The sequence below is a fragment of the Pseudomonas sp. HY13-MNA-CIBAN-0226 genome (genome assembly GCF_040310305.1).
GTDB lineage: Bacteria > Pseudomonadota > Gammaproteobacteria > Pseudomonadales > Pseudomonadaceae > Aquipseudomonas > Aquipseudomonas gregormendelii.
Window position 1 is genome coordinate 51,490 of record NZ_JBEOPS010000025.1, and the last position, 23,355, is coordinate 74,844.

General features: G+C 60.1%; 23 protein-coding genes. 10 read left to right on the top strand and 13 right to left on the bottom strand.

Annotated features, from left to right (window positions below):
- Window positions 1–167 precede the first annotated feature (167 nt).
- Window positions 168–533, top strand: a complete 366-nt coding sequence (locus tag AAEZ05_RS24305) for an Mpo1-like protein (protein WP_045058960.1) — start codon at window positions 168–170, stop codon at window positions 531–533.
- On the opposite strand, the gene AAEZ05_RS24310 is transcribed toward AAEZ05_RS24305, so the two are convergent.
- The 3 genes from AAEZ05_RS24310 to AAEZ05_RS24320 form a co-directional block, all read right to left on the bottom strand.
- Window positions 534–1,331, bottom strand: a complete 798-nt coding sequence (locus AAEZ05_RS24310) for an acyl-CoA thioesterase (protein ID WP_350601283.1) — start codon at window positions 1,329–1,331, stop codon at window positions 534–536.
- 269 nt (window positions 1,332–1,600) lie between these two features.
- Window positions 1,601–2,368, bottom strand: coding sequence for a CHAD domain-containing protein (locus AAEZ05_RS24315; RefSeq protein WP_350649233.1), 768 nt, complete (start codon window positions 2,366–2,368; stop codon window positions 1,601–1,603).
- 45 nt (window positions 2,369–2,413) lie between these two features.
- Window positions 2,414–2,692, bottom strand: coding sequence for a hypothetical protein (locus AAEZ05_RS24320; protein ID WP_045058957.1), 279 nt, complete (start codon window positions 2,690–2,692; stop codon window positions 2,414–2,416).
- A 223-nt stretch (window positions 2,693–2,915) separates the two neighbouring features.
- On the opposite strand from AAEZ05_RS24320, the gene AAEZ05_RS24325 reads away from it, so the two are divergent.
- Window positions 2,916–3,962, top strand: a complete 1,047-nt coding sequence (locus AAEZ05_RS24325; protein ID WP_045058955.1) for a patatin-like phospholipase family protein — start codon at window positions 2,916–2,918, stop codon at window positions 3,960–3,962.
- 141 nt (window positions 3,963–4,103) lie between these two features.
- Here the strand turns inward: AAEZ05_RS24325 and AAEZ05_RS24330 are convergent, their stop codons facing one another.
- The 6 genes from AAEZ05_RS24330 to kdpF form a co-directional block, all read right to left on the bottom strand.
- Window positions 4,104–4,802 (bottom strand): response regulator, encoded by a 699-nt coding sequence (locus tag AAEZ05_RS24330; RefSeq protein WP_350649287.1) that lies wholly within the window; start codon window positions 4,800–4,802, stop codon window positions 4,104–4,106.
- A 36-nt stretch (window positions 4,803–4,838) separates the two neighbouring features.
- The gene (locus tag AAEZ05_RS24335) at window positions 4,839–7,490 is read right to left on the bottom strand and encodes a DUF4118 domain-containing protein (protein WP_350649236.1); all 2,652 of its coding nucleotides are present in this window, start codon (window positions 7,488–7,490) and stop codon (window positions 4,839–4,841) included.
- Between the two features lie 90 nt (window positions 7,491–7,580).
- Complete coding sequence (gene kdpC / locus AAEZ05_RS24340) at window positions 7,581–8,126, bottom strand: potassium-transporting ATPase subunit KdpC (protein ID WP_045058920.1); 546 nt, start codon at window positions 8,124–8,126, stop codon at window positions 7,581–7,583.
- 162 nt (window positions 8,127–8,288) lie between these two features.
- Complete coding sequence (gene kdpB / locus AAEZ05_RS24345) at window positions 8,289–10,346, bottom strand: potassium-transporting ATPase subunit KdpB (protein ID WP_350649238.1); 2,058 nt, start codon at window positions 10,344–10,346, stop codon at window positions 8,289–8,291.
- Between the two features lie 10 nt (window positions 10,347–10,356).
- The gene (gene kdpA / locus AAEZ05_RS24350) at window positions 10,357–12,051 is read right to left on the bottom strand and encodes a potassium-transporting ATPase subunit KdpA (protein ID WP_350649240.1); all 1,695 of its coding nucleotides are present in this window, start codon (window positions 12,049–12,051) and stop codon (window positions 10,357–10,359) included.
- 8 nt (window positions 12,052–12,059) lie between these two features.
- A complete protein-coding gene (gene kdpF, locus AAEZ05_RS24355) occupies window positions 12,060–12,149 on the bottom strand; it encodes a K(+)-transporting ATPase subunit F (protein WP_007899818.1) in 90 nt (29 codons plus the stop codon).
- A 207-nt stretch (window positions 12,150–12,356) separates the two neighbouring features.
- Between kdpF and rfbC the strand changes: the two genes are divergently transcribed.
- From rfbC to AAEZ05_RS24385, 6 genes are all read left to right on the top strand, one after another.
- Window positions 12,357–12,902, top strand: coding sequence for a dTDP-4-dehydrorhamnose 3,5-epimerase (gene rfbC, locus AAEZ05_RS24360; RefSeq protein WP_350649242.1), 546 nt, complete (start codon window positions 12,357–12,359; stop codon window positions 12,900–12,902).
- 17 nt (window positions 12,903–12,919) lie between these two features.
- On the top strand, window positions 12,920–14,002 hold the full coding sequence (gene rfbB, locus AAEZ05_RS24365) for a dTDP-glucose 4,6-dehydratase (protein WP_350649244.1): 1,083 nt from the start codon (window positions 12,920–12,922) through the stop codon (window positions 14,000–14,002).
- Window positions 13,999–14,874 carry a glucose-1-phosphate thymidylyltransferase RfbA gene (rfbA, locus tag AAEZ05_RS24370; RefSeq protein ID WP_350649289.1) on the top strand — a complete coding sequence of 292 codons (876 nt, stop codon included), beginning with the start codon at window positions 13,999–14,001 and terminating at the stop codon, window positions 14,872–14,874. The genes rfbB and rfbA overlap by 4 nt, the downstream gene beginning before the upstream one ends.
- A 14-nt stretch (window positions 14,875–14,888) precedes the next feature.
- On the top strand, window positions 14,889–15,761 hold the full coding sequence (gene rfbD / locus AAEZ05_RS24375) for a dTDP-4-dehydrorhamnose reductase (protein WP_350649246.1): 873 nt from the start codon (window positions 14,889–14,891) through the stop codon (window positions 15,759–15,761).
- A 315-nt stretch (window positions 15,762–16,076) separates the two neighbouring features.
- Window positions 16,077–17,441 carry an ethanolamine permease gene (gene eat / locus AAEZ05_RS24380; RefSeq protein ID WP_045058923.1) on the top strand — a complete coding sequence of 455 codons (1,365 nt, stop codon included), beginning with the start codon at window positions 16,077–16,079 and terminating at the stop codon, window positions 17,439–17,441.
- 132 nt (window positions 17,442–17,573) lie between these two features.
- The gene (locus AAEZ05_RS24385; protein ID WP_082069155.1) at window positions 17,574–17,741 is read left to right on the top strand and encodes a DUF2897 family protein; all 168 of its coding nucleotides are present in this window, start codon (window positions 17,574–17,576) and stop codon (window positions 17,739–17,741) included.
- Between the two features lie 58 nt (window positions 17,742–17,799).
- On the opposite strand, the gene AAEZ05_RS24390 is transcribed toward AAEZ05_RS24385, so the two are convergent.
- Window positions 17,800–18,651: an urea carboxylase-associated family protein gene (locus tag AAEZ05_RS24390; protein ID WP_350649248.1), complete on the bottom strand. Its 852-nt coding sequence runs from the start codon at window positions 18,649–18,651 to the stop codon at window positions 17,800–17,802.
- Window positions 18,652–18,837: 186 nt separating this feature from the next.
- On the opposite strand from AAEZ05_RS24390, the gene AAEZ05_RS24395 reads away from it, so the two are divergent.
- The gene (locus AAEZ05_RS24395) at window positions 18,838–19,395 is read left to right on the top strand and encodes a TetR/AcrR family transcriptional regulator (RefSeq protein WP_350649250.1); all 558 of its coding nucleotides are present in this window, start codon (window positions 18,838–18,840) and stop codon (window positions 19,393–19,395) included.
- On the opposite strand, the gene fabF is transcribed toward AAEZ05_RS24395, so the two are convergent.
- From fabF to AAEZ05_RS24410, 3 genes are all read right to left on the bottom strand, one after another.
- Window positions 19,392–20,666 carry a beta-ketoacyl-ACP synthase II gene (fabF, locus tag AAEZ05_RS24400; RefSeq protein WP_350649252.1) on the bottom strand — a complete coding sequence of 425 codons (1,275 nt, stop codon included), beginning with the start codon at window positions 20,664–20,666 and terminating at the stop codon, window positions 19,392–19,394. The two genes, AAEZ05_RS24395 and fabF, sit on opposite strands and share 4 nt — an antisense overlap.
- Window positions 20,667–20,688: 22 nt before the next feature.
- A complete protein-coding gene (locus AAEZ05_RS24405; RefSeq protein WP_350649254.1) occupies window positions 20,689–21,483 on the bottom strand; it encodes an SDR family NAD(P)-dependent oxidoreductase in 795 nt (264 codons plus the stop codon).
- Between the two features lie 202 nt (window positions 21,484–21,685).
- The gene (locus AAEZ05_RS24410; RefSeq protein WP_350649256.1) at window positions 21,686–22,021 is read right to left on the bottom strand and encodes a ComEA family DNA-binding protein; all 336 of its coding nucleotides are present in this window, start codon (window positions 22,019–22,021) and stop codon (window positions 21,686–21,688) included.
- A gap of 383 nt (window positions 22,022–22,404) precedes the next feature.
- Between AAEZ05_RS24410 and AAEZ05_RS24415 the strand changes: the two genes are divergently transcribed.
- Window positions 22,405–23,346: an NAD-dependent epimerase/dehydratase family protein gene (locus AAEZ05_RS24415; protein ID WP_350649291.1), complete on the top strand. Its 942-nt coding sequence runs from the start codon at window positions 22,405–22,407 to the stop codon at window positions 23,344–23,346.
- Window positions 23,347–23,355: the final 9 nt, after the last annotated feature.

The following is a 23,355-nucleotide window of genomic DNA, read 5'->3' on the forward strand; positions in this document are numbered from 1 at the left end:
TGTGGGAGCGGGCTTGCTCCGGGCGGCGTTCCGACGATGGCGTTGTCCTGATCAATACACAGCTTGAACCTTGCGCTATCACCCCGATAGCCAACCTCCATTCGCCGCCGTGCTGTCCCAAGCCTATTCTTCAATCATGTGTTCAACACGGATCGAGGATCAGCATCATGGGCAAGCGTCATCCCAACCTTCCCGCCTGGCAATGGCGGGAGTACCCCAACAATCACCAGCACCCGACCAATCTGGTGTTGCACTTGCTTGCGGTACCGCTGTTTATCCTGGCGTTCCTGCTGATCGTGACGGGTGTGTTCGGCTTGAGCTTCGTCAACTTTGCCATCGGCATCGTCGGGCTGCTCGCCGCCCTGGGCTTGCAGCGCCATGGGCATACCCTGGAAAAACAGGCTTCCGAACCCTTCAGCGGTCGCAAGGACGCCGTGTCGCGCCTGCTGGTCGAGCAGTTTGTGACCTTTCCGCGGTTCCTTCTCAGCGGCGGTTGGTGGCGCGCCTGGCGTGAGCGCCACCGCCGGCATTGATCAGGCGAAAATGGTCACTGTCTGGCGACTCATGGCGATCAATTGACCGTCGTGGCTCCACAGCTTGGCAGCCGCATGCCCGTAGCCATCCGCCGCGTATTCGATTTCAACCAGGTATTTGCACCAGTCCAGCGTGCTCACCTCCAGCAGCGGCTGAACGAATTCGATGGTCCAGGTCAGCGTACTGCCCATGGCCGGTTTTTTCAGATGCGGTAACAACGCCGGAGGCCAGGCATCGACCAGCGCCAGGATGTGCGACTCGGTGACCGGCTCTTCCTTGACGTCCCCGCGCAAGCGCACCCATCCCCCCATTTGACGCGAAGTATTGCCGGTGAACGGCAGCCCGCCGACGCTCCAGCGCATCGCCAGGTGGCGCATGAATTCCGGCGTGATGCCCTTGATATAGGGCAATTCCTGGCATTCTTCCCAATGTTTCATTTCCGGCGCCGGTTGTGCGCTCACCGCCACCTCCGACGGACGCGATCCGCCGAAGCTGCCTTGCACCAGGGTCACCACCTGGCCTTTTTGCATCGCCCGGCCCAACACCTGGCTGACGGCTTTACCTTCACGCAGCACATCCACTTCGAAACTGACCGGCACATCCGGCTCGACCGGCCCGACAAAGGTGATCGCCAGCGAGCGTACGGGACGATCTGCCGGCACCTGGGCACGCATCGCTTCGTACTGCAAAGCGGCCACCAGACCACCAAAACTGGCCCGGCCCTGGGCCCATTCGGCTGGAATACTCAGTTCCAGCGGTTGGCTGCGAACAGCGTCAAGCAGATCGGAGAAGCGCATGAAAACCTCGGAGCAGATGGGGATGCAGGGATGTTAACCAGACGCGGGAGGCGATACAGGGCTTATTCCGGACAAATCCACCGACAGATAGGCCGAGACGCACGCATATGCCGCAGGAGCTTCCGCCCCCCGGCTGCGATCATTTGATCTTGGGCGACAGCGATGACGCCAAAGATCAACGTCAAAAGATCGCAGCCTGCGGCAGCTCCTACGGGGGGCGATGCGGTCTCGAGTCAAAAGATCGCAGCTTGCGGTAGCTATCCCGGTTGTCAGGACTTGAAGCAGTCCGCACTGAGCTTGTCCAGCACCCGGTCGGCGCGGCTTTCGGCCTTGGCCATGGTGGTTTGCCAAGTGCTGATGCAGGGTTGCAGATCGGCCTCTTCCTCGGCGCGCACCAGCCACTGCCAGCAATCGTGCCAGTCACCCAGGGCCGCTTGCGCAGCTTTCAGGCGCGGCATGGCGGCCTTGGGCAAGCGGTCCAGTTCGGGATAGGCCTCGATGCCATAACGCACGCGCTTGATCAGCAGTCGCAGGCGATGACGGTCGTGGGCGGGATCGTGCAGGGCGGTGTCGAGCTTTTTCCACTGTTTCGCCAGGCGCTTTTCGATGTTTGGGCGCAGGCCCTTGAGCAGTCCCTGGCGCTGGGACGCCCGCAAGAATCGGGGAAACGCGTCGAGTATCTGCAGCAGTTGCGCCAGCTCGGTGCTGGCGGCGACTGCAGGATAAGCCTCGGCCATTTGCGCCATGCGCCGATGCGCCGCGTCCGGTTGATCGTGCTCGAGCAGGTAGGCGGCCAACACTTCGCGGTCGCGCAGCGGTGTAGTCAGGTCGCCGACCCGCGACGCCGCCGCTTCCAGCTGAGCGACGCCGGGCAAGCCGCGCAACGGCCGCAACAGGCTGCGCAGACGGCGGACCGTCGTGCGCAGATCGTGCAAGGCCTCAGGGTCGGTTCGCGCCTCCAGGCGCGCCTGACTCGCCATCAATCCGACTTCAAGGCCCATGACATGAGCCACTAACCGATCAACTAACCCGGACATCATTTGCTCCCTTTTTCCAATGGGGCGTTAGCCTTGCATCATGCCTTAACGTCCGGCGCGTGACTCACGAATGTAGAAGCGCGCTTTTTCGGCTTTCTTGGTGCAACCTTCGAATGCCTCGAATTGCTGCTGGGTCTTCGCACCGGTCAGCAACGACAGCGCCTTGGAGTAGCTGACGGTGCCGGCAAACCCTTCCGCCTTGGCCAGGTCCAGCTCATGCCAAGCCGCATCTATGCCACTCCCGCAGCTGTCGCGGTAGGCGGTCTTGCCGGCACAGCCGGCCAGTGCCAGGGCAATCAAGGGTACACAGATCCAGGCTTTCATCACTTACACCTCAAAAAATAGGAAAACGGTCGTGCAGGTAAGACGGCCTGGCGGTTGAAAAGTGCCTTGAGCGCCTTGCTGAAAGTGTCGCGCTGAGCAAGATACCCTTGCGCCGCCATGGAGTGTCGAAAAAACGACGTCTTCGCCTGCTTGAACGACCTTGGCGATTGAAGCGCGCCCCTCGTTGGGTGCATTGTTGAACCTTGTCAGACGAGGGCGATTCATGAAAAAGCGTGTCGCACTGGTACTGGGATCAGGTGGCGCCCGGGGTTATGCCCATATCGGCGTCATCGAGGAGATCGAACGGCGAGGCTACGACATCGCCTGCATCGCCGGGTGCTCCATGGGCGCGGTGGTCGGCGGGATCTATGCCGCCGGCAAACTCGAGGATTATCGCAACTGGATCGAGAGCCTGGATTATCTCGACGTCTTGCGTCTGGTTGACGTGAGTTTCCGACTGGGGGCGATTCGCGGCGAAAAAGTGTTCGGGCAAATTCGCAAGATCGTCGGCGAGATCAACATCGAGGAACTGCGGATTCCCTACACGGCGGTGGCCACCGACCTGACCAACCAGCAGGAAATCTGGTTCCAGGAAGGTTGCCTGCACCAGGCCATGCGCGCCTCGGCGGCGATCCCCAGCCTGTTCACCCCGGTGATGCAAGGCAATCGCATGCTGGTCGACGGCGGGATACTCAACCCCCTGCCGATCGTGCCGGTGGTCTCGAGCCATTGCGACCTGATCATCGCGGTCAATCTCAACTCCACCAACCAGCGGCATTATCAGCTGCCGGTGATCCCGCGCCCGCCTGCGTTCAAAAGTCGCTTCGACAGCCTGATCAATTCGCTGGGGTCGAAGTTACCGTTCCGACGCACGCAGGCCGAGCAATTGCTGGCGCTGGAGAAAGAAGCACTGAAGGCGCAAGGGGCGGGTATCAATCCGTGGATCGAATCCGCCGAGCCTGAAGCCCAGCAACCGGCCGCCGCTCCGGAGGCCGGTGGTGCGCCGAAGTCCGCCACCGGGTCGTTCATTATCGATAACGTCGGGCCGGCGTCGCTGCTGGATTTGATCAACCAGAGTTTCGAGGTGATGCAGACTTCGTTGGCGCAGTACAAGATTGCCGGGTATCCGCCGGATATCCTGATCAACGTACCGAAGCGGGTGTGCCGGTTTTTCGAGTTTTACAAGGCGCCGGAATTGATCGCGCTGGGGCGGGAAATTGCGCGCGATACCCTGGATCGGTATGAGGAAGAGCAGGGTCGCAGTCCCTAGACTTGTGCAGGATTCAAGGGCCTCATCGCGGGCAAGCCCGGCTCCCACAGGTTCGAGGGTGTCCACAAATATTGTGAATCAACTCATAACCTGTGGGAGCCGGGCTTGCCCGCGATGAGGCCGGAACATTCAACACACATATTACTGGTTGTCCCCGCCCAACAACCGATACCCCACCCCCGCCTCAGTCAAGATAAACCGCGGCTGGGTGGGGTCATCGGCCAGCTTCTGGCGCAGATGCCCCACCACAATGCGCAAATAGTGACTGTCCTCGGTGTGCGTCGGCCCCCAGATATCCTTGAGTAGTTGCTGCTGGGTAATCACCCGCCCCGGATGCCGGGCCAGTTGCGCCAGCACCGCGTACTCCTTGCGGGTCAATGCGACTTCGGCGCCGTCGAGCAGTACCCGGCGGTAGGCCAGGTCAACGGTCAGCGGCCCAAAGCTCAGTGCCGCCTGCTGCGATTCCCCAGCTGGAGCCTGGCGCAACAGCGCGCGGACCCTGGCCAGGAATTCCTGGATGCCGAACGGCTTGGTCACGTAATCATTCGCACCGCCGTCCAGCGCCTCGACTTTCTGCCCCTCGCCGGCACGCACCGACAGCACCAGCACCGGCACCGTCGACCACTCGCGAAACTCGCGCAGCACCTGCTGGCCGTCCATGTCCGGCAGGCCGAGGTCGAGCACCAGCAAGTCAGGTTTACTCAACGCGGCCTGCGCCAGCCCCTCGGTACCGGTTCCGGCTTCCAGCACTTTATAACCTTGGGAAACCAGGCTGATGCGCAGGAATTTGCGGATCTGTGGTTCGTCGTCGATGACCAGGATGGTCGCGGTCTGGCTCATGAATTCTGATCGCGGCATAAGGAGATCCAAAGGGTATCAGGCTTCACTTTCAACTTCCGGCTGTTCTTGCAGTGGCAGATGCAGGGTGATGCAGGTGCCCCGGCCCTCTATCCCGTCCGCGACACTGATCCGCCCGCCATGAGCGCCCACCATCCCCTGGCAAATCGCCAGGCCAAGCCCGGTGCCCTGCCCGCCCCGATCACCCCGTGCGGCGGTGTAGAACATATCGAAAATCTTTGCCCGCTCGTCCTCCGGAATCCCTGGCCCTTCGTCGCTGACCGAGAAAAACAACTCGCTGTCATTGGCGCCAGCGCTCAACTGCAGGCGGCCCTGAGGCGGGGAAAACCGCGCGGCGTTTTCCAGTACGTTTACCAGCGCCTGTTCGATCAGCGCCGCGTGCACGTAGAGCAGCGGCAACTCCGGGGGCACCTCGGTGCTGACCTGCAGCGGCGCGAGCACCGCACGCAGGCGATTGAGCGAGCTGCCGACGATGTCTGCCGGCGACACCCAGTCCCGCGCCAGCTTCAACGCACCGTGGCCCAGGCGGGTCATGTCCAGCAGGTTCTGAATATAACGATCGAGGCGTTCGGCTTCGTCGCGAGTGCCTTCGAGCAGTTCGCGGCGGTCTTCCAGCGGGATCGCTTCGCCGAGCGCCAGCAGGCTGTCGATGCTGCCGCGCATCGAGGTCAGCGGCGTGCGCAGGTCATGGGACACCGAGGCCAGCAAGGCACTGCGCAGTTGCTCGGTTTCACCGTGCAGGCGCGCCGCCTCCAGGTCCTGGGCCAGTTGCGCACGGGCCAGTGCCTGGGCGAGTGGCTGGCTCAAGGCAGTCAGCAGGCGGCGGCGCTGGCCGCTCAAGGTATGGCCTTCCCTGGCGCAGACGCCGAGCAGCGCCAGCGGTCCGTCCTCTACCGACAACGGCCACCACCACCAGCGTCCCATCGGCAAAGTCCCGGTTCCCGCACCCGCCGGCTGATCGTGTTGCCAGGCCCAGTCGGCCGCTGCGCGTTCGGCTTCGGTGAGGGTCAACGGGCCACCGGTTTCAACTTTCCAGCCCGCCTGCCCGTCGCGATTGAGCAGGCACAGTTGTACGTCGCTCCAGCCGTTGAGGTGCTGCGCCGCCGCACTGACTACCGCCTGGCGATCAGTGGCCGCGGTGAGTTTGCGCGACAGGTCGAGCAGTTCGCTGGTCTCTTCCTGGGTATCGCGCAGCGCCTGCAATTGTCGACGCTGACGCGCCGCGAGGTTGCCGGTGAGTGCGGCCATCAACAGGAAAAACAACAAGGTCAGCACGTCTTCTTCGCGCTGGATGCTGAAGGAGAAATTCGGTGGAATGAACAGGAAGTCATAGGTCAGGAATGACAGCGCCGCGCAGGCCAGCGCCGGGCCAAGACTGCTGCGCACGGCCACCAGCAGCACGGCCGCGAGGAACACCAGGGAGATGTTGGGCAGCGGCAACACACTGGCTACGGCCCAGGCCAAGGCACTGGCGAGCACGGTCGCCACCAGCGCCAGCGCATAGTCGAACCACACCAGTGGCTGGGTCGAACGCGCGCGTGGCGAATGTTGCGCGTGATCGCTGTCGAGCACGTTGATTTCCAGCCCGCGCGCGTTGCGCAACAGCCGTGACGCCAGGCCGCCACCGAACAGGCGCCGGCGCCAACGCTGCCGGGATTGCCCCACCAGGATCAGGCTGGCGCGACGTTCGCCGGCATGCTGGATCAGGGTTTTCGCGACCTCGCCAGCTCGCAGTAACACCACCTCGCCACCCAGGCGCTCGGCCAGTTGCTGGGCACTTTGCAGGCGCAGGCGTGCCTGTTCGTCGCGCGTGCTGCCGTTGTCCACATGCACCAGGCTCCACGGCAGGTGACGACGCTGGGCGACCCGGCTGGCATGCCGCACCAGGCGCTCGGCCTGCTCATCGCCATCGACCCCGACCAGCAACCGACCGCGCACAGCCGGCGCATCCTGGCCGAGTTGGCGATAGCCCTGGGCCAGGTCATTGTCGACTTGCGCGGCGGCAGTCTGCATCGCCAGTTCACGCAAGGCCGTGAGGTTGGTCTGGGTGAAGAATGCATCGATGGCCGCCCGTGCCTGCTCCGGCACATAGACTTTGCCGTCGCGCAGACGCTCGAGCAATTCCCGCGGCGGCAAGTCGATCAGCAGCAGTTCATAGGCTTCCTGAAGCACCCAGTCCGGCAAGGTCTCGCGGACCTGCACGCCGGTGATGCCACGCACCTGGTCATTGAGGCTTTCCAGGTGCTGGACGTTGACGGTCGTGAACACGTCGATGCCGGCGGCGAGCAGTTCCTGGATGTCCTGCCAGCGCTTGGCGTGACGGCTGCCGGGGGCGTTGCTGTGGGCCAGTTCGTCCACCAGCACCAGCTTGGGTTTGGCCGCGAGCAGGCCGTCGAGGTCCATTTCCTCGAGCATGACGCCACGGTATTCCGAGCGCACCAACGGTTGCTGCGGCAAGCCGCCGAGCAGCGCTTCGGTTTCAGCGCGGCCGTGGGTTTCGACCACCCCGGCGATGACTTTCACGCCCTGGCGCAGCTGGGTATGGGCCGCTTGCAGCATGGCGTAGGTCTTGCCGACACCCGGGGCGGCGCCAAGGAAAACCTTGAGCCGGCCACGCCCGTCGCGGGGCAGGTCTGCTAGCAGTGCGTCGGCGCGGCCGGAGTTGCTCATCTGTTATTGCCTTGTTCGACTTGGAATGGGGGTTACCGCGAAAGATCGCAGGCTCCGTGTAGGAGCTGGCGCAGCCTGCGATCTTTTGATCTACAGCTTTTCCAGCGCAATATTCAACGCCAACACATTCACCACCGGCGGGCCCACCAGCGGTCGCTCGATATGCGCATTCATCAATTGCTCAACCGTCGACACCGGCAACTGCCGCGCCGCCGCAACACGCGCCAGTTGATAGGCAATCGCCGCAGGAGGCAAGTGCGGATCGAGGCCGCTGCCGGAAGTGGTCAGTTGCGCCAAGGGCACCGGCCCCTGGCCGGGCACCAGCAGTTTGTTGGCATCGTCGACCACCCGGGTCGCGAGCGCCGGGTTGCTTGGCGCGAAGTTGCTGGCACCACTGGCAACCGTGGCAAAGGCACCGGCTGAAGGTCGTGGATGGAACCAGGCGTCACCGGTGAAATCCTGGGCGATCAGTGCAGAGCCACGCACCTTGCCACTGGCGTCCTGCACCAGGCTGCCGTTGGCCTGGCTGGGGAAAGCGACCTGGGCCACACCGGTGACAACCAGGGGATAGGCAACGCCGGTGATCAGGGTCATGAGAACGAGAAGGCTCAAGGCCGGGCGGATCATTGTGGACATTTCAGATTCCTCGAATTCCGGTAACAAATTCTGTGGTTCGTGAGCAAACTGCCCCTGTAGGAGCGAGCTTGCTCGCGAAAAACTTGAGCTCAACGCGCTCATGCAGACAGAACGCGTCATCGTTAACTTCCATCGCCAGCAGGCTGGCTCCCACACAAGCGGTCAAACCAGATGCAACGCCGTCAACAGCATGTCGATCGCCTTGATCCCCACAAACGGCACCACAATCCCGCCCAGCCCATAAATCAACAGGTTGCGCCGCAATAACGCCGCCGCACTGGCTGCCTGCACCCGCACACCGCGCAACGCCAGCGGGATCAGCACCACGATGATCAAGGCGTTGAACACGATCGCCGAGAGAATCGCGCTCTGCGGGCTGCTCAGGTGCATGATGTTGAGCACGCCCAGTTGCGGATAGATCGTGGCGAACAGCGCCGGCAGGATCGCGAAGTATTTGGCCACGTCGTTGGCGATGGAAAAGGTCGTCAGCGCACCACGGGTCACCAGCAATTCCTTGCCGATTTGCACCACGTCCAGCAGCTTGGTCGGGTCGCTGTCGAGGTCGACCATGTTCGCCGCCTCGCGTGCCGCCTGGGTCCCGTCGTTCATTGCCATACCGACATCAGCCTGGGCCAGGGCCGGGGCATCGTTGGCACCGTCGCCGCACATCGCCACCAGCCGACCGTCGTTCTGCTCATGCCGAATGCGCGCCAGTTTTTTCTCTGGCGTGGCTTCGGCCAGCACATCGTCGACGCCCGCTTCGGCCGCAATTGTCGCAGCCGTCAGCGGGTTGTCGCCGGTCACCATCACCGTGCGAATGCCCAACTTGCGCAGTTCGGCAAAACGCTCGCGAATGCCGGGCTTGACCACGTCCTTGAGGTGGATCGCGCCGAGCAGTTTGCCGTCGGCACACACCAGCAGCGGCGTGCCACCGCTTTGGGCGATCTTGTCGATTTCCCGGGACAGCGCCGGTGCCAGGTCGGCGCGTTTCAGGCCGACGAACGCCAGCACCGAATCCACCGCACCCTTGCGGTAAACGCGGCCCTGATAGTCAACGCCGGAGAGGCGGGTTTCGGCACTGAACGGCACGCTCGTCAGGGTCTCGGGCGACGGCTCTGGCTGTGGATGCAAGCCACGCAGGTATTCGACGATGGACTTGCCTTCCGCCGTGTCATCGGCCAGGGAGGCGAACAGTGCACCTTCGGCCAATTCCCGGCCGCTCACTCCCGGCGCCGCATACACCGCCGTGCAGCGACGGTTGCCGAACGTGATGGTGCCGGTCTTGTCCAGCAACAGCACGTGTACATCCCCCGCCGCTTCCACGGCGCGACCGGACTTGGCGATGACATTCAAGCGCACCAGGCGGTCCATCCCGGCAATACCGATGGCGGACAACAAGCCGCCAATGGTGGTCGGAATCAGCGTGACCAATAACGCCACGAGGAACACCAGCGGCAGGCTGCCATTGGCGAAATGCGCGAAGGGTTGCAGGGTCACGACCACCAGCAGGAAGATCAGCGTCAGGCCGATCAGCAGGATGTCGAGGGCGACTTCGTTCGGGGTTTTCTGGCGTTTGGCGCCTTCGACCAGGGCAATCATGCGATCGAGCGTCGACTCCCCGGGGTTGGCCGTGATCCGCACCAGCAACCAGTCCGATACCAGCCGGGTATTGCCGGTCACCGCCGAACGATCTCCCCCAGACTCGCGAATGACCGGCGCCGACTCACCGGTAATCGCCGCCTCGTTGACCGCCGCGATGCCTTCGATCACCTCGCCGTCACCGGGGATCATTTCCCCGGCTTCGACGCGCACTACGTCATCTTTGCGCAGGCTGGTGGCCGGCACGATTTGAAAGCTGCCATCGGCGGTTTTGCGGCGGGCACTCAGGCCCTCGCTGCCTGCCTTCAAGCTGTCGGCGCGAGCCTTGCCGCGACCCTCGGCCAAGGCTTCGGCGAAGTTGGCAAACAGCACGGTGAACCATAGCCACAGGGCAATTTGCGCGGCGACAAACGTCGGCACTGCCGGATCCGGAATGAAGCACAGCACGGTGGTCAGGATGGCGGTCAGTTCCACCACCAGCATCACCGGCGCACGCTGCAACTGGCGCGGGTCAAGCTTGACGAAGGCTTGCACCAGCGCCGGGCGCCACAGGGCCGAGATCGCGGTTTTCGGTTGTTCCGGCGCCTTGACGGCAGCCGGTTTGGTTGCGGGCATATTCATCATCAGCTCCTTAGAAACCCAGGCTCAAGTGTTCGGCAATAGGCCCCAGTGCCAAGGTCGGCAGGAAGGTCAAGCCACCCACCAGCAAAATGGTCACCGTCAACAAGGTCACGAACAGCGGGCCATGGGTGGGGAAGCTGTTCGGGCTGACCGGCGCGGCTTTCTTCAGCGCCAGGCTGCCAGCCAGCGCAAGCACGGGCAGGATGTAGCCGAAGCGGCCGATCAACATGCCAAGACCGAGCATCAGGTTGTGAAACGGCGTGTTGGCGCCGAAGCCAGCGAAGGCTGAGCCGTTGTTGGCGCTGGCCGAGGTGTAGGCGTAGAGCAACTGGCTGAAACCGTGCGGCCCCGGGTTAGTGACCGCCGCCACTGGCCCTGGCAGGCTGGCGGCAATCGCGCCCAGCACCAGCACGCCGACCGGCATCACCAGCAAAGTCACCACCAGCAACTGCACTTCCCGAGCCTGCAGTTTTTTGCCGAGGTATTCCGGCGTGCGGCCGATCATCAGCCCCGCCAGGAACACGGCGATCAGCACGTTCAGCAGCATGCCGTAGAGCCCGGCCCCCACACCGCCGAAGATCACCTCGCCGACCATCATGTTGACCAGCGCGACCATGCCGCTGAGAGGGTTGAGGCTGTCGTGCATCGCGTTGACCGAACCGTTGGATGCCGACGTCGTCGTTACCGACCACAGCACAGAACCGGTGGTACCAAAGCGCGCTTCCTTGCCTTCCAGCGGCGCGGTCTGTTCCACCGCCGCGTTGTTGAGGCTCGGGTTCGGCTGGTACTCAGCCCACAACGAGGTGGCACCACCAATGAGGAACAGCGCCAGCATGCAGGCAATGATCGCGCGGCTCTGGCGCAGGTCCTTCACGTAATGGCCGAAGGTGAAGACCAGGGCCACCGGGATCAGAATGATCGACGCCAATTCGAACAGATTGCTCCACGCCGTCGGGTTCTCGAACGGATGCGCCGAGTTGACGCCAAAGAAGCCGCCGCCGTTGGTGCCCAACTGCTTGATCGCAATCTGGCTGGCGGCCGGGCCCAATGGAATCACCTGATCGACACCCTGCATCGTCACGGCATTTACGTAGTGAGCGAAGGTCTGCGGCACGCCCTGCCACACCAGGAACAGCGCCAGCAGCAGGCACAGCGGCAGCAAGCCGTAAAGGGTGGCACGGGTCATGTCGACCCAGAAATTGCCCAGGGTCTTGGTGGACTTGCGCCCAATACCACGACACAGGGCCACCAGCACAGCCAGGCCGGTGGCGGCGCTGACAAAGTTCTGCACGGTGAGGCCGACCATCTGGCTCAGGTAACTGAGCGTCGCTTCGCCGCTGTAGGACTGCCAGTTGGTGTTGGTCATGAAGCTGACGGCGGTGTTGAACGCCTGAGTCCACTCCTGACCCGGCAACTGCTGCGGGTTGAGCGGCAGATAGTCCTGGAACAGCAGAATCGCAAACAACAGCACAAAGCCGGCCAGGTTGAACGCCAGCAGCGCCAACGCATACTTCTGCCAACTCTGTTCGGCCTGCGGATCAACCCCCGCCACCCGATAACAACCGCGCTCCACCGGCCCAAGCACCGGCGTCAGCCAGGTGCGCTGCCCTTCCATCACCTTGTAGTAGAACCGACCCAGAAACGGCGCAGGCACAAGCACCAACGCGAAGAATGCGAGGATCAGCCAATAGTCATAACTGTGCATACCCGCTCCTAGTTCCGGTCCGCGCGCAACAGCGCAACCAACAGATAAATGAACAGCCCCACTGCCAGCAGCAGTGACACTCCGTCCAGAACGCTCATGGAAGTTCTCCGTGTTACGGCGTATTGCCGCGTGTGGAGGTATTGTCGGGAGATAGGCTGTAAAGGAACGAGATCGAGGGGTGTGGCGGGGGATAAAGAAAGCGTAAAGAGTGAGGTTACGCGGGGTTTACAGCATTGCCGCTCGCGTATGAGCGGTGATTTGACCGAGAATGTCGCCCATCGAATGTCAAAGCCAGAGAAAACACTATGAATGTAATCGCCACCGATTTGCCCGGTGTTCTTATTATCGAACCGAAGGTATTTGGTGATGAACGTGGCTTCTTCTACGAAAGCTTCAACGCCAGGGCTTTCGAAGAAGCCACCGGCCTGGACACCCGGTTCGTACAGGACAACCATTCACGCTCGCAAAAAGGCGTGCTGCGGGGCCTGCATTACCAACTGGAGAATACCCAGGGCAAGCTGGTTCGGGTAACGGCCGGGGAAGTGCTGGACGTGGCGGTGGATATCCGCCGCTGTTCACCGCACTTTGGGAAATGGGTTGCGGTGCGGTTGTCTGCCGAGAATCATCGGCAGCTATGGGTTCCGCAGGGTTTTGCCCACGGGTTCCTGGTGTTGAGCGAATCCGCCGAATTTCTTTACAAAACCACCGACTATTACACACCGTCCGCAGAGCGCAGTATTCGTTGGGACGATCCGGATCTGGCCATCGACTGGCAATTGGATGGAGCGCCACAACTGTCCGCCAAGGATCAAGCGGCAATGTTCCTGAAGGATGCAGAGGTGTTCTCGTGAAACCAGGGCAGAACAACATGCGTATCCTCATCACTGGCGGTGCCGGCTTCATCGGTTCGGCACTTATTCGCGAGCTGATTTCGCAGACCGGGCATGAAGTCCTCAATCTGGACAAGCTGACCTACGCTGGCAATCTCGAATCCTTGGCCAGCATTGCCAGTGACACGCGTTATGAGTTCGTCCAGGTCGATATCGTTGACCAGGCAGCCGTGAGTGCAGTGTTTACGCGATTCCAACCGCAAGCAATCATGCACCTGGCCGCAGAGTCTCATGTGGACCGCTCGATCGATGGTCCATCGGATTTCATCCAGACCAACATCGTCGGCACTTACAGTTTGCTGGAAGCGGCGCGGGCCTATTGGCAGACCCTGGCCGAGCCCGAAAAGAGCGCTTTCCGTTTTCATCATATCTCCACCGACGAGGTTTACGGCGACCTGCATGGCGTCGACGATCTGTTTACGGAGACGACTCCTTATGCCCCAAGCTCTCCCTACTCTGCCAGCAAGGCGGCATCTGACCATCTGGTTCGTGCCTGGCAGCGCACTTACGGACTGCCGGTGCTGTTGACCAATTGCTCGAACAACTACGGCCCGTTCCACTTCCCTGAAAAGTTGATTCCACTGGTCATACTCAATGCTTTGGCCGGAAAGCCGCTGCCGGTGTATGGCAATGGCCTGCAAGTCCGCGACTGGTTGTTCGTCGAGGACCATGCCCGGGCGCTACTGAAGGTAGTAACCGAAGGTACAGTCGGCGAGACCTATAACATCGGCGGCCACAACGAACAGAAGAACATCGACGTGGTGCGCGGCATCTGCGCCCTGCTCGAAGAATTGGCGCCGCAAAAACCCGACGGCGTTGCGCAGTACGCGGACTTGATCACGTTCGTTCAGGATCGACCGGGACACGACCAGCGTTACGCAATTGATGCCGGCAAAATCGAGCGCGAGCTTGGCTGGGTGCCTGAAGAGACCTTCCAATCCGGTCTGCGCAAAACGGTCCAGTGGTACCTGGATAACCTCGAATGGTGCCGCCGCGTCCAGGACGGCAGCTATCAGGGCGAACGCCTGGGCGCCATCAATACTCGGGAACTGCTCGCATGATGAAAGGTATCGTTCTGGCAGGCGGATCCGGTACGCGCCTGCATCCCATCACACTCGGTGTGTCTAAACAGCTTTTGCCGGTTTACGACAAACCAATGATCTATTACCCGATTTCAGTTTTGATGCTGGCAGGCATCAAGGACATCCTGCTGATTTCCACCCCGCACGATCTGCCGCAGTATCGCAATCTACTGGGTGATGGGAGTCAATTTGGGGTGAACTTCAGCTATGCCGAACAGCCGTCACCGGATGGTCTGGCTCAAGCCTTTTTGATTGGCGAAGCGTTCATAGGCGACGATCCGGTGTGCCTGATTCTCGGTGACAACATTTTCCATGGCCAGCACTTCGGCGAACAACTGCGGAGCGCGGCAAACCGTGCCTCTGGTGCCACCGTCTTCGGTTACTGGGTCAAAGACCCCGAGCGCTTTGGCGTGATCGATTTCGACAGTGCAGGCCGCGCGCTGTCGATTGAAGAAAAACCTAAATCCCCGAAGTCCAGCTATGCCGTTACCGGCCTGTACTTTTACGACAACGATGTCGTCGAGATTGCCAGGGCAGTGAAGCCTTCAGCGCGGGGCGAGCTGGAAATCACCGACGTGAACAATGCCTACCTTGCGCGCGGCGACCTGCAGGTCGAGCGTTTCGGGCGAGGGTTCGCCTGGCTGGACACCGGTACCCACGACAGCCTGCTCGAAGCGTCACAGTACGTGCAGACTATCGAGCATCGGCAAGGCTTGAAAGTGGCTTGCCTTGAAGAGATAGCGTACGAAAACAAGTGGATCGACCGCGATCAATTACTGGATCGCGCTCGCTATTTCGGCAAGACCGGTTATGGGCAGTACCTGGCGAAGCTGGCCGGCGAAGGGCAATGACTCATGGGTATCCAATGAAAATCCTCATCAGTGGCCAGCATGGTCAGGTGTCCCGGGAGTTGCAACGGTGTCTCGGCGCAGTCGGCGAGTTGATCGTATCAGGGCGCGATCAGATGGACCTGGCGCATCCCGATCAGATCCGCCAACAGGTCCAACGGGTGCGTCCCGACCTGATCATAAATGCCGCCGCCTACACCGCAGTCGATCTGGCAGAAAGCGAGCCCGAAGCCGCTTTGGCCATCAATGGGATTGCCCCGGGCATTTTCGCCGAAGAAGCACTGGCGCTTGGCATCCCATTGATTCATTACTCCACCGACTATGTATTCGACGGTTCCAAGCCTGAGCCGTACACCGAAGAAGATGCGCCTAATCCGCTGGGCGTTTACGGCCAGAGCAAATTGGCGGGGGAGCGAGCGATAACCCAGGTGCAAGGCCAGCACCTGATCCTGCGCACCAGCTGGGTGTACTCGACCCACGGGCGCAACTTCCTGCTGACCATGCAACGTTTACTGCAGGAAAAACCGGAACTGCGCATCGTTGCCGATCAGATCGGCGCACCCACTTGGGCAGGAACAATCGCGGCCAGCACCCTTGCTTTGATTAAGCGCTGGCAGTCCGGCGATGCCGGTGCCTGGGGGATTTATCACTTGACCGCCCAGGGTGAAACATCGTGGTTTGGTTTTGCCCAGGCCATCGGAGACGCGTTGCGCGAACGGGGAGCGCCCTGCGCGAACCTGCTACCTATCCCCTCCAGTGATTACCCGACGCCCGCCGAACGCCCGCTTAACTCGAGATTGGATTGCACCCGTCTGGAGCAGGAGTGGGGCGTGAGTCAGCCTCAGTGGGCAGCCGCGCTGCAGGAGTGCTTGGCTAAACAAACCCTTTAGGACACGCCGCACCGCCTGTGGTGAGGGCGTTTATTCCGTTGGGGCGCAAAGCGGGCCCAAACAGGGTCTACTGCGCAGCCCAGTGGGAGCTAGCGCCCTCGCCACAGGGTTAGTGTCAGGTCTGGCTAAAATCTGCGCGCGAACACGGCATATCAGCCATTAATGCCCTCGACTGGCGCATGCACTCGCCGACATCCGGTGGCGAACATCCCCGATACGACAGCTTTCAGCGCTTTACGACCTGCAAATGCAGACTGGCACGTCCACTGCACACGCCTTCCCCCGAGCTTTCCAAACCGTTCAGGGAGCAAACGCATGAATACACAACTCAAACCAACGCTGGGTACGCTGCACCTGTGGGGCATTGCGGTCGGGCTGGTGATTTCAGGAGAATATTTCGGCTGGAGTTACGGCTGGGGCGTCGCCGGGACGCTGGGGTTTCTGGTGACTTCCTTCATGGTCGCCACCATGTACACCTGCTTCATCTTTAGCTTCACTGAGCTGACCACCGCCATTCCCCACGCCGGAGGGCCTTTTGCCTACAGCCGCCGGGCCTTCGGCGAAAAAGGCGGATTGATCGCCGGGTTGGCGACGCTGATCGAATTCGTCTTCGCCCCACCGGCCATTGCCCTGGCGATTGGCGCTTACCTGAACGTGCAATTCCCGGCGCTCGATCCCAAGCACGCGGCAGTCGGTGCCTACATCGTGTTCATGGGTCTGAACATTCTCGGGGTGAAACTGGCCGCGACTTTTGAGCTGGTCGTCTGCGTGCTGGCCGTTGCCGAGCTGCTGGTGTTCATGGGGGTGGTCGCACCGGCGTTCAGCTTCAGCAACTTCGCACTCAATGGCTGGGCCGGTTCGGATGTATTCGGCGCCCCGGCCATCGCCGGCATGTTTGCCGCCATCCCGTTCGCCATCTGGTTCTTCCTCGCCATCGAGGGTGCAGCCATGGCCGCCGAAGAAGCCAAGGACCCCAAACGCACGATTCCCAAGGCCTACATCAGCGGCATCCTGACCCTGGTGTTGCTGGCAATGGGCGTAATGTTCTTTGCCGGTGGCGTTGGCGACTGGCGCACCTTGTCCAACATCAACGATCCGCTGCCGCAAGCCATGAAAACCGTGGTCGGCGAAAACTCCGGCTGGCTGCACATGCTGGTGTGGATTGGCCTGTTCGGCTTGGTGGCGAGTTTCCACGGCATCATCCTGGGGTATTCGCGCCAGTTCTTCGCCCTGGCGCGCGCCGGTTATTTGCCCAAGTCACTGGCAAAACTGTCACGCTTCCAGACTCCACACCGCGCAATTATTGCCGGTGGTGTGATCGGTATCGCGGCGATCTACAGCGATGGCCTGATCAACCTCGGCGGGATGACGCTCACCGCCGCGATGATCACCATGGCGGTATTCGGGGCAATCGTCATGTACATCATGAGCATGCTCAGCCTGTTTAAACTGCGTAAAACCGAGCCGAACCTGGAGCGCACATTCCGCGCGCCGTGCTACCCGCTGGTGCCGATGATTGCGCTGCTGCTGGCGCTGGTGTGCCTGGTGGCGATGGCCTGGTTCAACACCTTGATCGGGCTGATCTTCCTCGGCTTCATGGCGGTGGGGTTCGTGTACTTCATGCTGACGGCACAACTGCGCGCCGATGCACCGGCCGATGCGATGCTGACCGGCCTATAAGCCATCCACCCGCCGACTGTGCCCGCCATAACAGGCCTACAATGGAACCACTGCGAAGAACAATCGCTCAAAGTGGTATGCACGATCGGCCGGCGAAATCCGCCTGCCGGCCTGCCCCTCAAGGAGAGCCCTATGCCCTGGTATGCCTGGTTGATTCTAGTTGTTGCAATCGGCTCGATCGTTGGTGGTCTTATGATGTTGCGTGACACTGCCAACAAGGTCGAACTCACCGACGAGCAACGTAAACGCGTCGCTGAACGCAATGCGGACATGGACGCCAAGGAAGCAAAAGATCGCTGAACCTTAAGATCAAAAGATCGCAGCCTTCGGCAGCTCCTACCGGGGCTGCGATCTTTTTTTATTTTTCCCAGTCTGCCTTGGCGAGGTGCAGGCCGTGCATTCCGTTGTATGCAGCACGCTCGGGCTGGCTCCAACCTTCCAGCAACTCATCTTCCAACCGATAAATCTCCACTCCAAGCGGACGACATACGCTCAACGGATCCTGCGCGTCCGGCCCCCACATCGGCAAAGACAAATCCCCTCCCGGGCAGGTCGACAGCGCACACAGCAAATCAATCTCGGCAAAGAATTCCAGGTAGTCGCCCTTCTGCGCCGGACAGGCTTTCATGAAGTACATGTCGTCATGATTGAGGCCTGTGCATTGGAAAATATTCAACACGTCATGCACGTCGAACTCGGTCAGACCATGGGGTAACACGGCCCGGGTCAGGTTCGAATGGCAATGATGGTGAAAGTCCTCGCCCGTGAGCATTTTGTTCACATAGGGATCGCAACGCGTGCCCAGCAAGTCATGCAAGCGGCCACCGTGCTCGTCGACGCCATAAGCGGCCAGGCTGTCATCGGTGATGGTCACCAATGGCCGCAAAAAGGGCAGGTTCGACCACAGCCGGTCATGGGTACTGACATGCGCGCCTTGCAGTTGCCGGGTGCGGGCCGCCCACAGGCGTTCGCGGGGATCGTTGGCATTCCAGACGTTAAAATCACCCACTTGCGGGCCGACCGGTGTGGTAACTCGAAACACATGCCCAGCAGGGACATGCCACGCGCGCCCGGTGCGGATCGGGACCTCAAATTGCTCGATCAGTGTGCGAGCGTCCTGCGCCTCACGAATTCGGTTGTAAAACGCAGTGTCCACCTGCAAAGCCGCGCCTTTGCTGACCTGATAGGCCGCTGGGTAATCTTTGAACATGATCGTCTCCTCGCTCAGGCGGACCGCCAAGGCTCAGCGGTCCCGGATTAGTAAAAGTCTGCAGGCGAGCAAACACTATTCATGCCAGGTTGCGCTTTGAAGCATCCGGGTGCTTTTTTAGGAATAGAAGACAGTCACCATCTAAGCTTCCTTGGTTAAGATGATGTATTGCCGTGGAGATTTCAGATGCGTTACTCGCAGGATCACAAAGCCCAAACCCATCAACGCATCATCAAGGAAGCCGCTGCACGCTTCCGACGTGACGGGATTGGCGCGACCGGCCTGCAACCCCTGATGAAAGCATTGGGCCTGACACACGGCGGCTTCTACTCACACTTTTCCTCCAAGGACGAACTGGTGGAGAAAGCCCTGCAGGCGGCGGGCGAAGAACTCGACGCGCAGTGCGCCATGTTGTTCGCCGAAGATCGTCCCTTGGACGCCTTCATCGACAGTTACCTGTCCGAGTGGCACCAAACCTCGCCCCAACAGGGCTGCCCGCTGCCGACCATGTCATCCGAACTGGGCTTGCGCGGGCAGCCAAGCCCGACCACCGATGCCGTTCTCAGCGCAAGGCTTGAACAAGTGCAAGGCACGCTGGAGGGCGAACATGCCGACGACCGCAGCATCGTCATCATGTCGACCCTGGTAGGAGCACTGCTGTTATCACGCAGCGTCGAGAACCCCGGGCTGGCCCAGCGGATCCTCGACGTCACGCGCGAACACTTGAAGCAGTCCCGGGACTAGTCCTGCCAGCGCTTGAACAGCACGCTGGCATTGACCCCGCCGAAACCGAAGCCGTTGGACAGAGCGTATTCAATCGCCATCGGCCTCGCCTCGCCATGGACAATGTCCACGCCCTCTGTGGCCGGGTCCGGGTTGTCGAAATTCAGCGTGGCCGGCGCCACCTGATCACGAATCGCCAACAAGGTAAAAATCGCCTCGATCCCGCCCGCTGCACCCAGTAGATGCCCGGTAGCCGACTTGGTCGCTGTTACCGCGATTTTGTTCTCGGTGCCGAACAACGATTTGATCGCCGCCAGCTCCCCGAGATCGCCGACCGGCGTTGAAGTCGCATGGGCATTCAGGTGTTGCACCTGATCCGGAGTGATACCCGCCTGCGCCAATGCCAAGGCCATTGCCCGGCGCGCCCCGCTGCCATCTTCCGGGCCGGCGGTCAGGTGATAAGCATCCGCGCTGGTCCCGTAACCCACCAGTTCCGCCAAGGGCTGAGCACCACGGGCCAGGGCATGTTCCAGGGATTCGATCACCAGAAGACCGGCGCCCTCGCCCATGACAAACCCGTCACGGCCACTGTCGAACGGCCGGGAAGCGCGCTCGGGGGTCTCGTTATAACCACTGGACAAGGCCCGCGCCGCCGCAAAACCGGCAAGACTGACGCGATCGATCGAGGCTTCCGCCCCGCCACACACCGCAATATCCGCCTCACCACAGCGGATCAGCCGCGCCGCATCACCAATCGCCTGCACCCCGGCCGCACACGCCGTCACCGGAGCACCCAACGGACCTTTGAAGCCGTGCCGAATGGACACATGTCCGGCGGCAAGATTGACCAAGAACGACGGAATGGTGAACGGCGACAAACGCCGCGGCCCACGACTGTCCGTGGTACGCACCGCATCGGCAATCGCCCCGAAACCACCCACGCCTGAGCCGATGATCGTGGCCGTGCGCTCCTGTGCAGTGGCATCCAGCGCCTGCCAGCCGGCCTGTTCCAGCGCCTGACGCGCCGCTTCCATCGCAAACACGATAAAGCGGTCCATCTTCTTCTGCTCCTTGGGCGGCGTCGCCCGATCCGGGTCAAACCCCGCCTCGGCATCATCAGCCAGCAACGGCACCACGCCACCGACCGAAGTCGGCAAATCGGCCACCACAGCGTCCGGCAACGTGCGCAACCCGGACTGACCCGCCAACAGCCGCGCCCAAACCGCGTCGACACCCGTGCCCAAAGGCGACACCAAGCCCATGCCTGTTACAACCACTCGACGATCACTCATACTGCAAACACCTCAAGCCGCCTCACTTGTAACGTGCGGCAGCTTTGCTCTTGGACAAATTCGGCGCCATCACATGACGCGCCGCTACAAAGGCATCCCAATCGGCCGCGTCGGGCAACGAGGGAATGGTGACAAGCTCACCCTGGTCCAAACCCGACAGAGCAGCATCAACCATCTCCCCCGCCTCCATCACCATGTCCGCCGGAATCTGCGATGCATCAATGCCGGAGCGCTCCCAGATCTCAGTGCGGGTTACACCCGGCAAAACGGCCTGGACTTTGACGCCTGTACCATCCAGTTCCGCATTCAAGGACTGGGTCAGACTTAACACATATGCCTTGCTGGCGCTGTAAGTCGCGTTGAAGCGCTCAGGAAACAGCGCGACGACCGAGGCGATATTGATGATCGTGCCACGACCCGCCTTGGCGAAACCGGCTGCCGCTGCTGAAGCCAATCGGGTGACGGCGGTTATGTTGAGTTGAATCAGGCGCTCAAGTTGATCCAGGTCCGAATTGGCCAACAGCCCATCCGCCGCGACACCGGCATTGTTCAACAGGAGGCTGATGCTGGAGTCACTGCGCAGGCGTTGTTCAAGTTTCAGCACTTCGTCTTTTTGCGTCAGGTCTGCCTTCAGCACTTCAACCTGCACACCGTGGCTTGCGCGCAGTTTGGTCGCCGCGGCTTCCAGGCGTTCCTGGTCGCGGGCTACCAGCAGCAAGTCGAAGCCACGGGCTGCGAGGCGCTCGGCGTAGATGGCACCGATGCCGGAAGAGGCGCCGGTGATGAGGGCTGTTCCTTGAGATTGGAGGGAGGTCATCGGTGTACTCCTGTGGGGATTTCAGAGTGGTGGAAGGCCGAGAATGGCGCTCGCTAACTGGCGACCGTTTTATTATATGCATAATCTAAAGATAATATGATAGTCGTAATCTTCAAAGGGTCGACGAAAGGCGCGCACAATCACGATGGCCAGAATGCAAAAAGGCCGGTCAATGACCGGCCTTGCAAGCTCGCTGTTAAGCTTAGTTCACCACCAGCCTTTCGCGGTTTTTATCCAGGATCGCCTTACCAATCCCTTTGACTTCGAGTAGTTCGTCCACCGTAGCGAATGGACCGTTCATATCACGATACGCAACAATCTCTTGGGCCTTGGCTTCGCCTATACCCACCAAGTCACGCTGTAGAGTGGTTGCATCGGCTGTGTTGAGATCGACCTTGACTGCCTGTGGCTTAGGGGCGACTTCCTGAGTTGCGGTTGTCGCGCCAGTCTCGGCTTTAGGCGCGGGGGCCGCATGGGTGGCTAGGGAGAGGCTGGTGAGGAATGCAAAAACCAGGGAGGATAGATAGCCAGTACGCATAGTTGAAGCTCCATATTATCGATTGGGAAAGCAGCTTCTCCGAAGCTGCCTTCCAAATTTAGGCGATGTATGGAGCCTGTCAAAAGTGTGTCTGTTGCTTAATGTGAAACAATTCAGGATCTGACTACGACTCGATTCAAGGAAAAAATTGAACGTAGGAGGCTCATCTGTCAGTCGGCGTAGGCTCAGAATTGCCAGAAAGGTTCGGTCGGAATATCTTGACTAAACAGTATCGAAGGAGAACATTGGACTAGATGCAACTCCCCGAAGCACAGTAAGTGCTTAGCATTCAAAAGCAATGTATAATTCATAATTTAACGAAAAAGAATAAGCAAACTTTTATTTATATTTTAAAAAAGTTTGTTTTCTATGTGAGACCTAGAATGAATAAAGGTGTAATTTTTATCAGTGGAGGAGCTGGATTCATCGGCTCCCACTTGACGGACATTCTACTTAAGAGAGGATACAGGGTCAGAGTATTTGATAACTTATCTACTGGAAAGCGTAGCAACCTCCCACTTGAGAATCCACTCGTACAGTTGATAGAGGGGAATATTGCTGATCCAGTAGCGGTTGCGCAAGCAATGAATGGGTGCACAGCAGTGGTCCACTTAGCGGCCGTAGCATCAGTTCAGGCTTCAGTCGACGATCCAATCAATACTCATCAAAGTAATTTTGTTGGCACACTGAATGTGTGCGAAGCAATGCGACAATTAAAAATCAGTCGAATATTATTCGCCTCCAGTGCTGCTGTATATGGTGGAAACGGAGAAGGGCAAGCCATCGGTGAGGACACTCCGAAATCGCCGCTGACCCCCTATGCATCAGACAAACTGGCAAGCGAATATTACATTGATTTCTATAGGCGCCAACACGCTTTCGAATCAGCCATCTTTCGATTCTTCAATATTTTTGGTCCTCGCCAAGATCCAGCATCACCATACTCAGGAGTTATCAGCATATTCGCTGATAGAGTCCAGAAAAATTTACCCATAACAGTCTTCGGGGACGGCGAGCAGACGAGAGATTTTGTTTATGTCGAAGATCTTGTCCAGATTTTGGTTCAAGCGTTAGAGGCTCCAATGGTCGATAGCTGCCCAATCAATATTGGGATGAATCATTCAACGACGCTAAATCAATTGATAGCAGCATTATGCGAAATAACCAAATTTTCGCCTGCCGTCGTTTATGCTCCCGCTCGTACTGGCGACATTAGGCATTCCTTGGCAAACAACAAAAAATTAGCTACACATTATAAGGTCGAGAATAAGACCTCTCTAAAATCCGGATTAGAAAAATTGCTTGCGCATTCGACTGAGCACTAACAAAAAGCA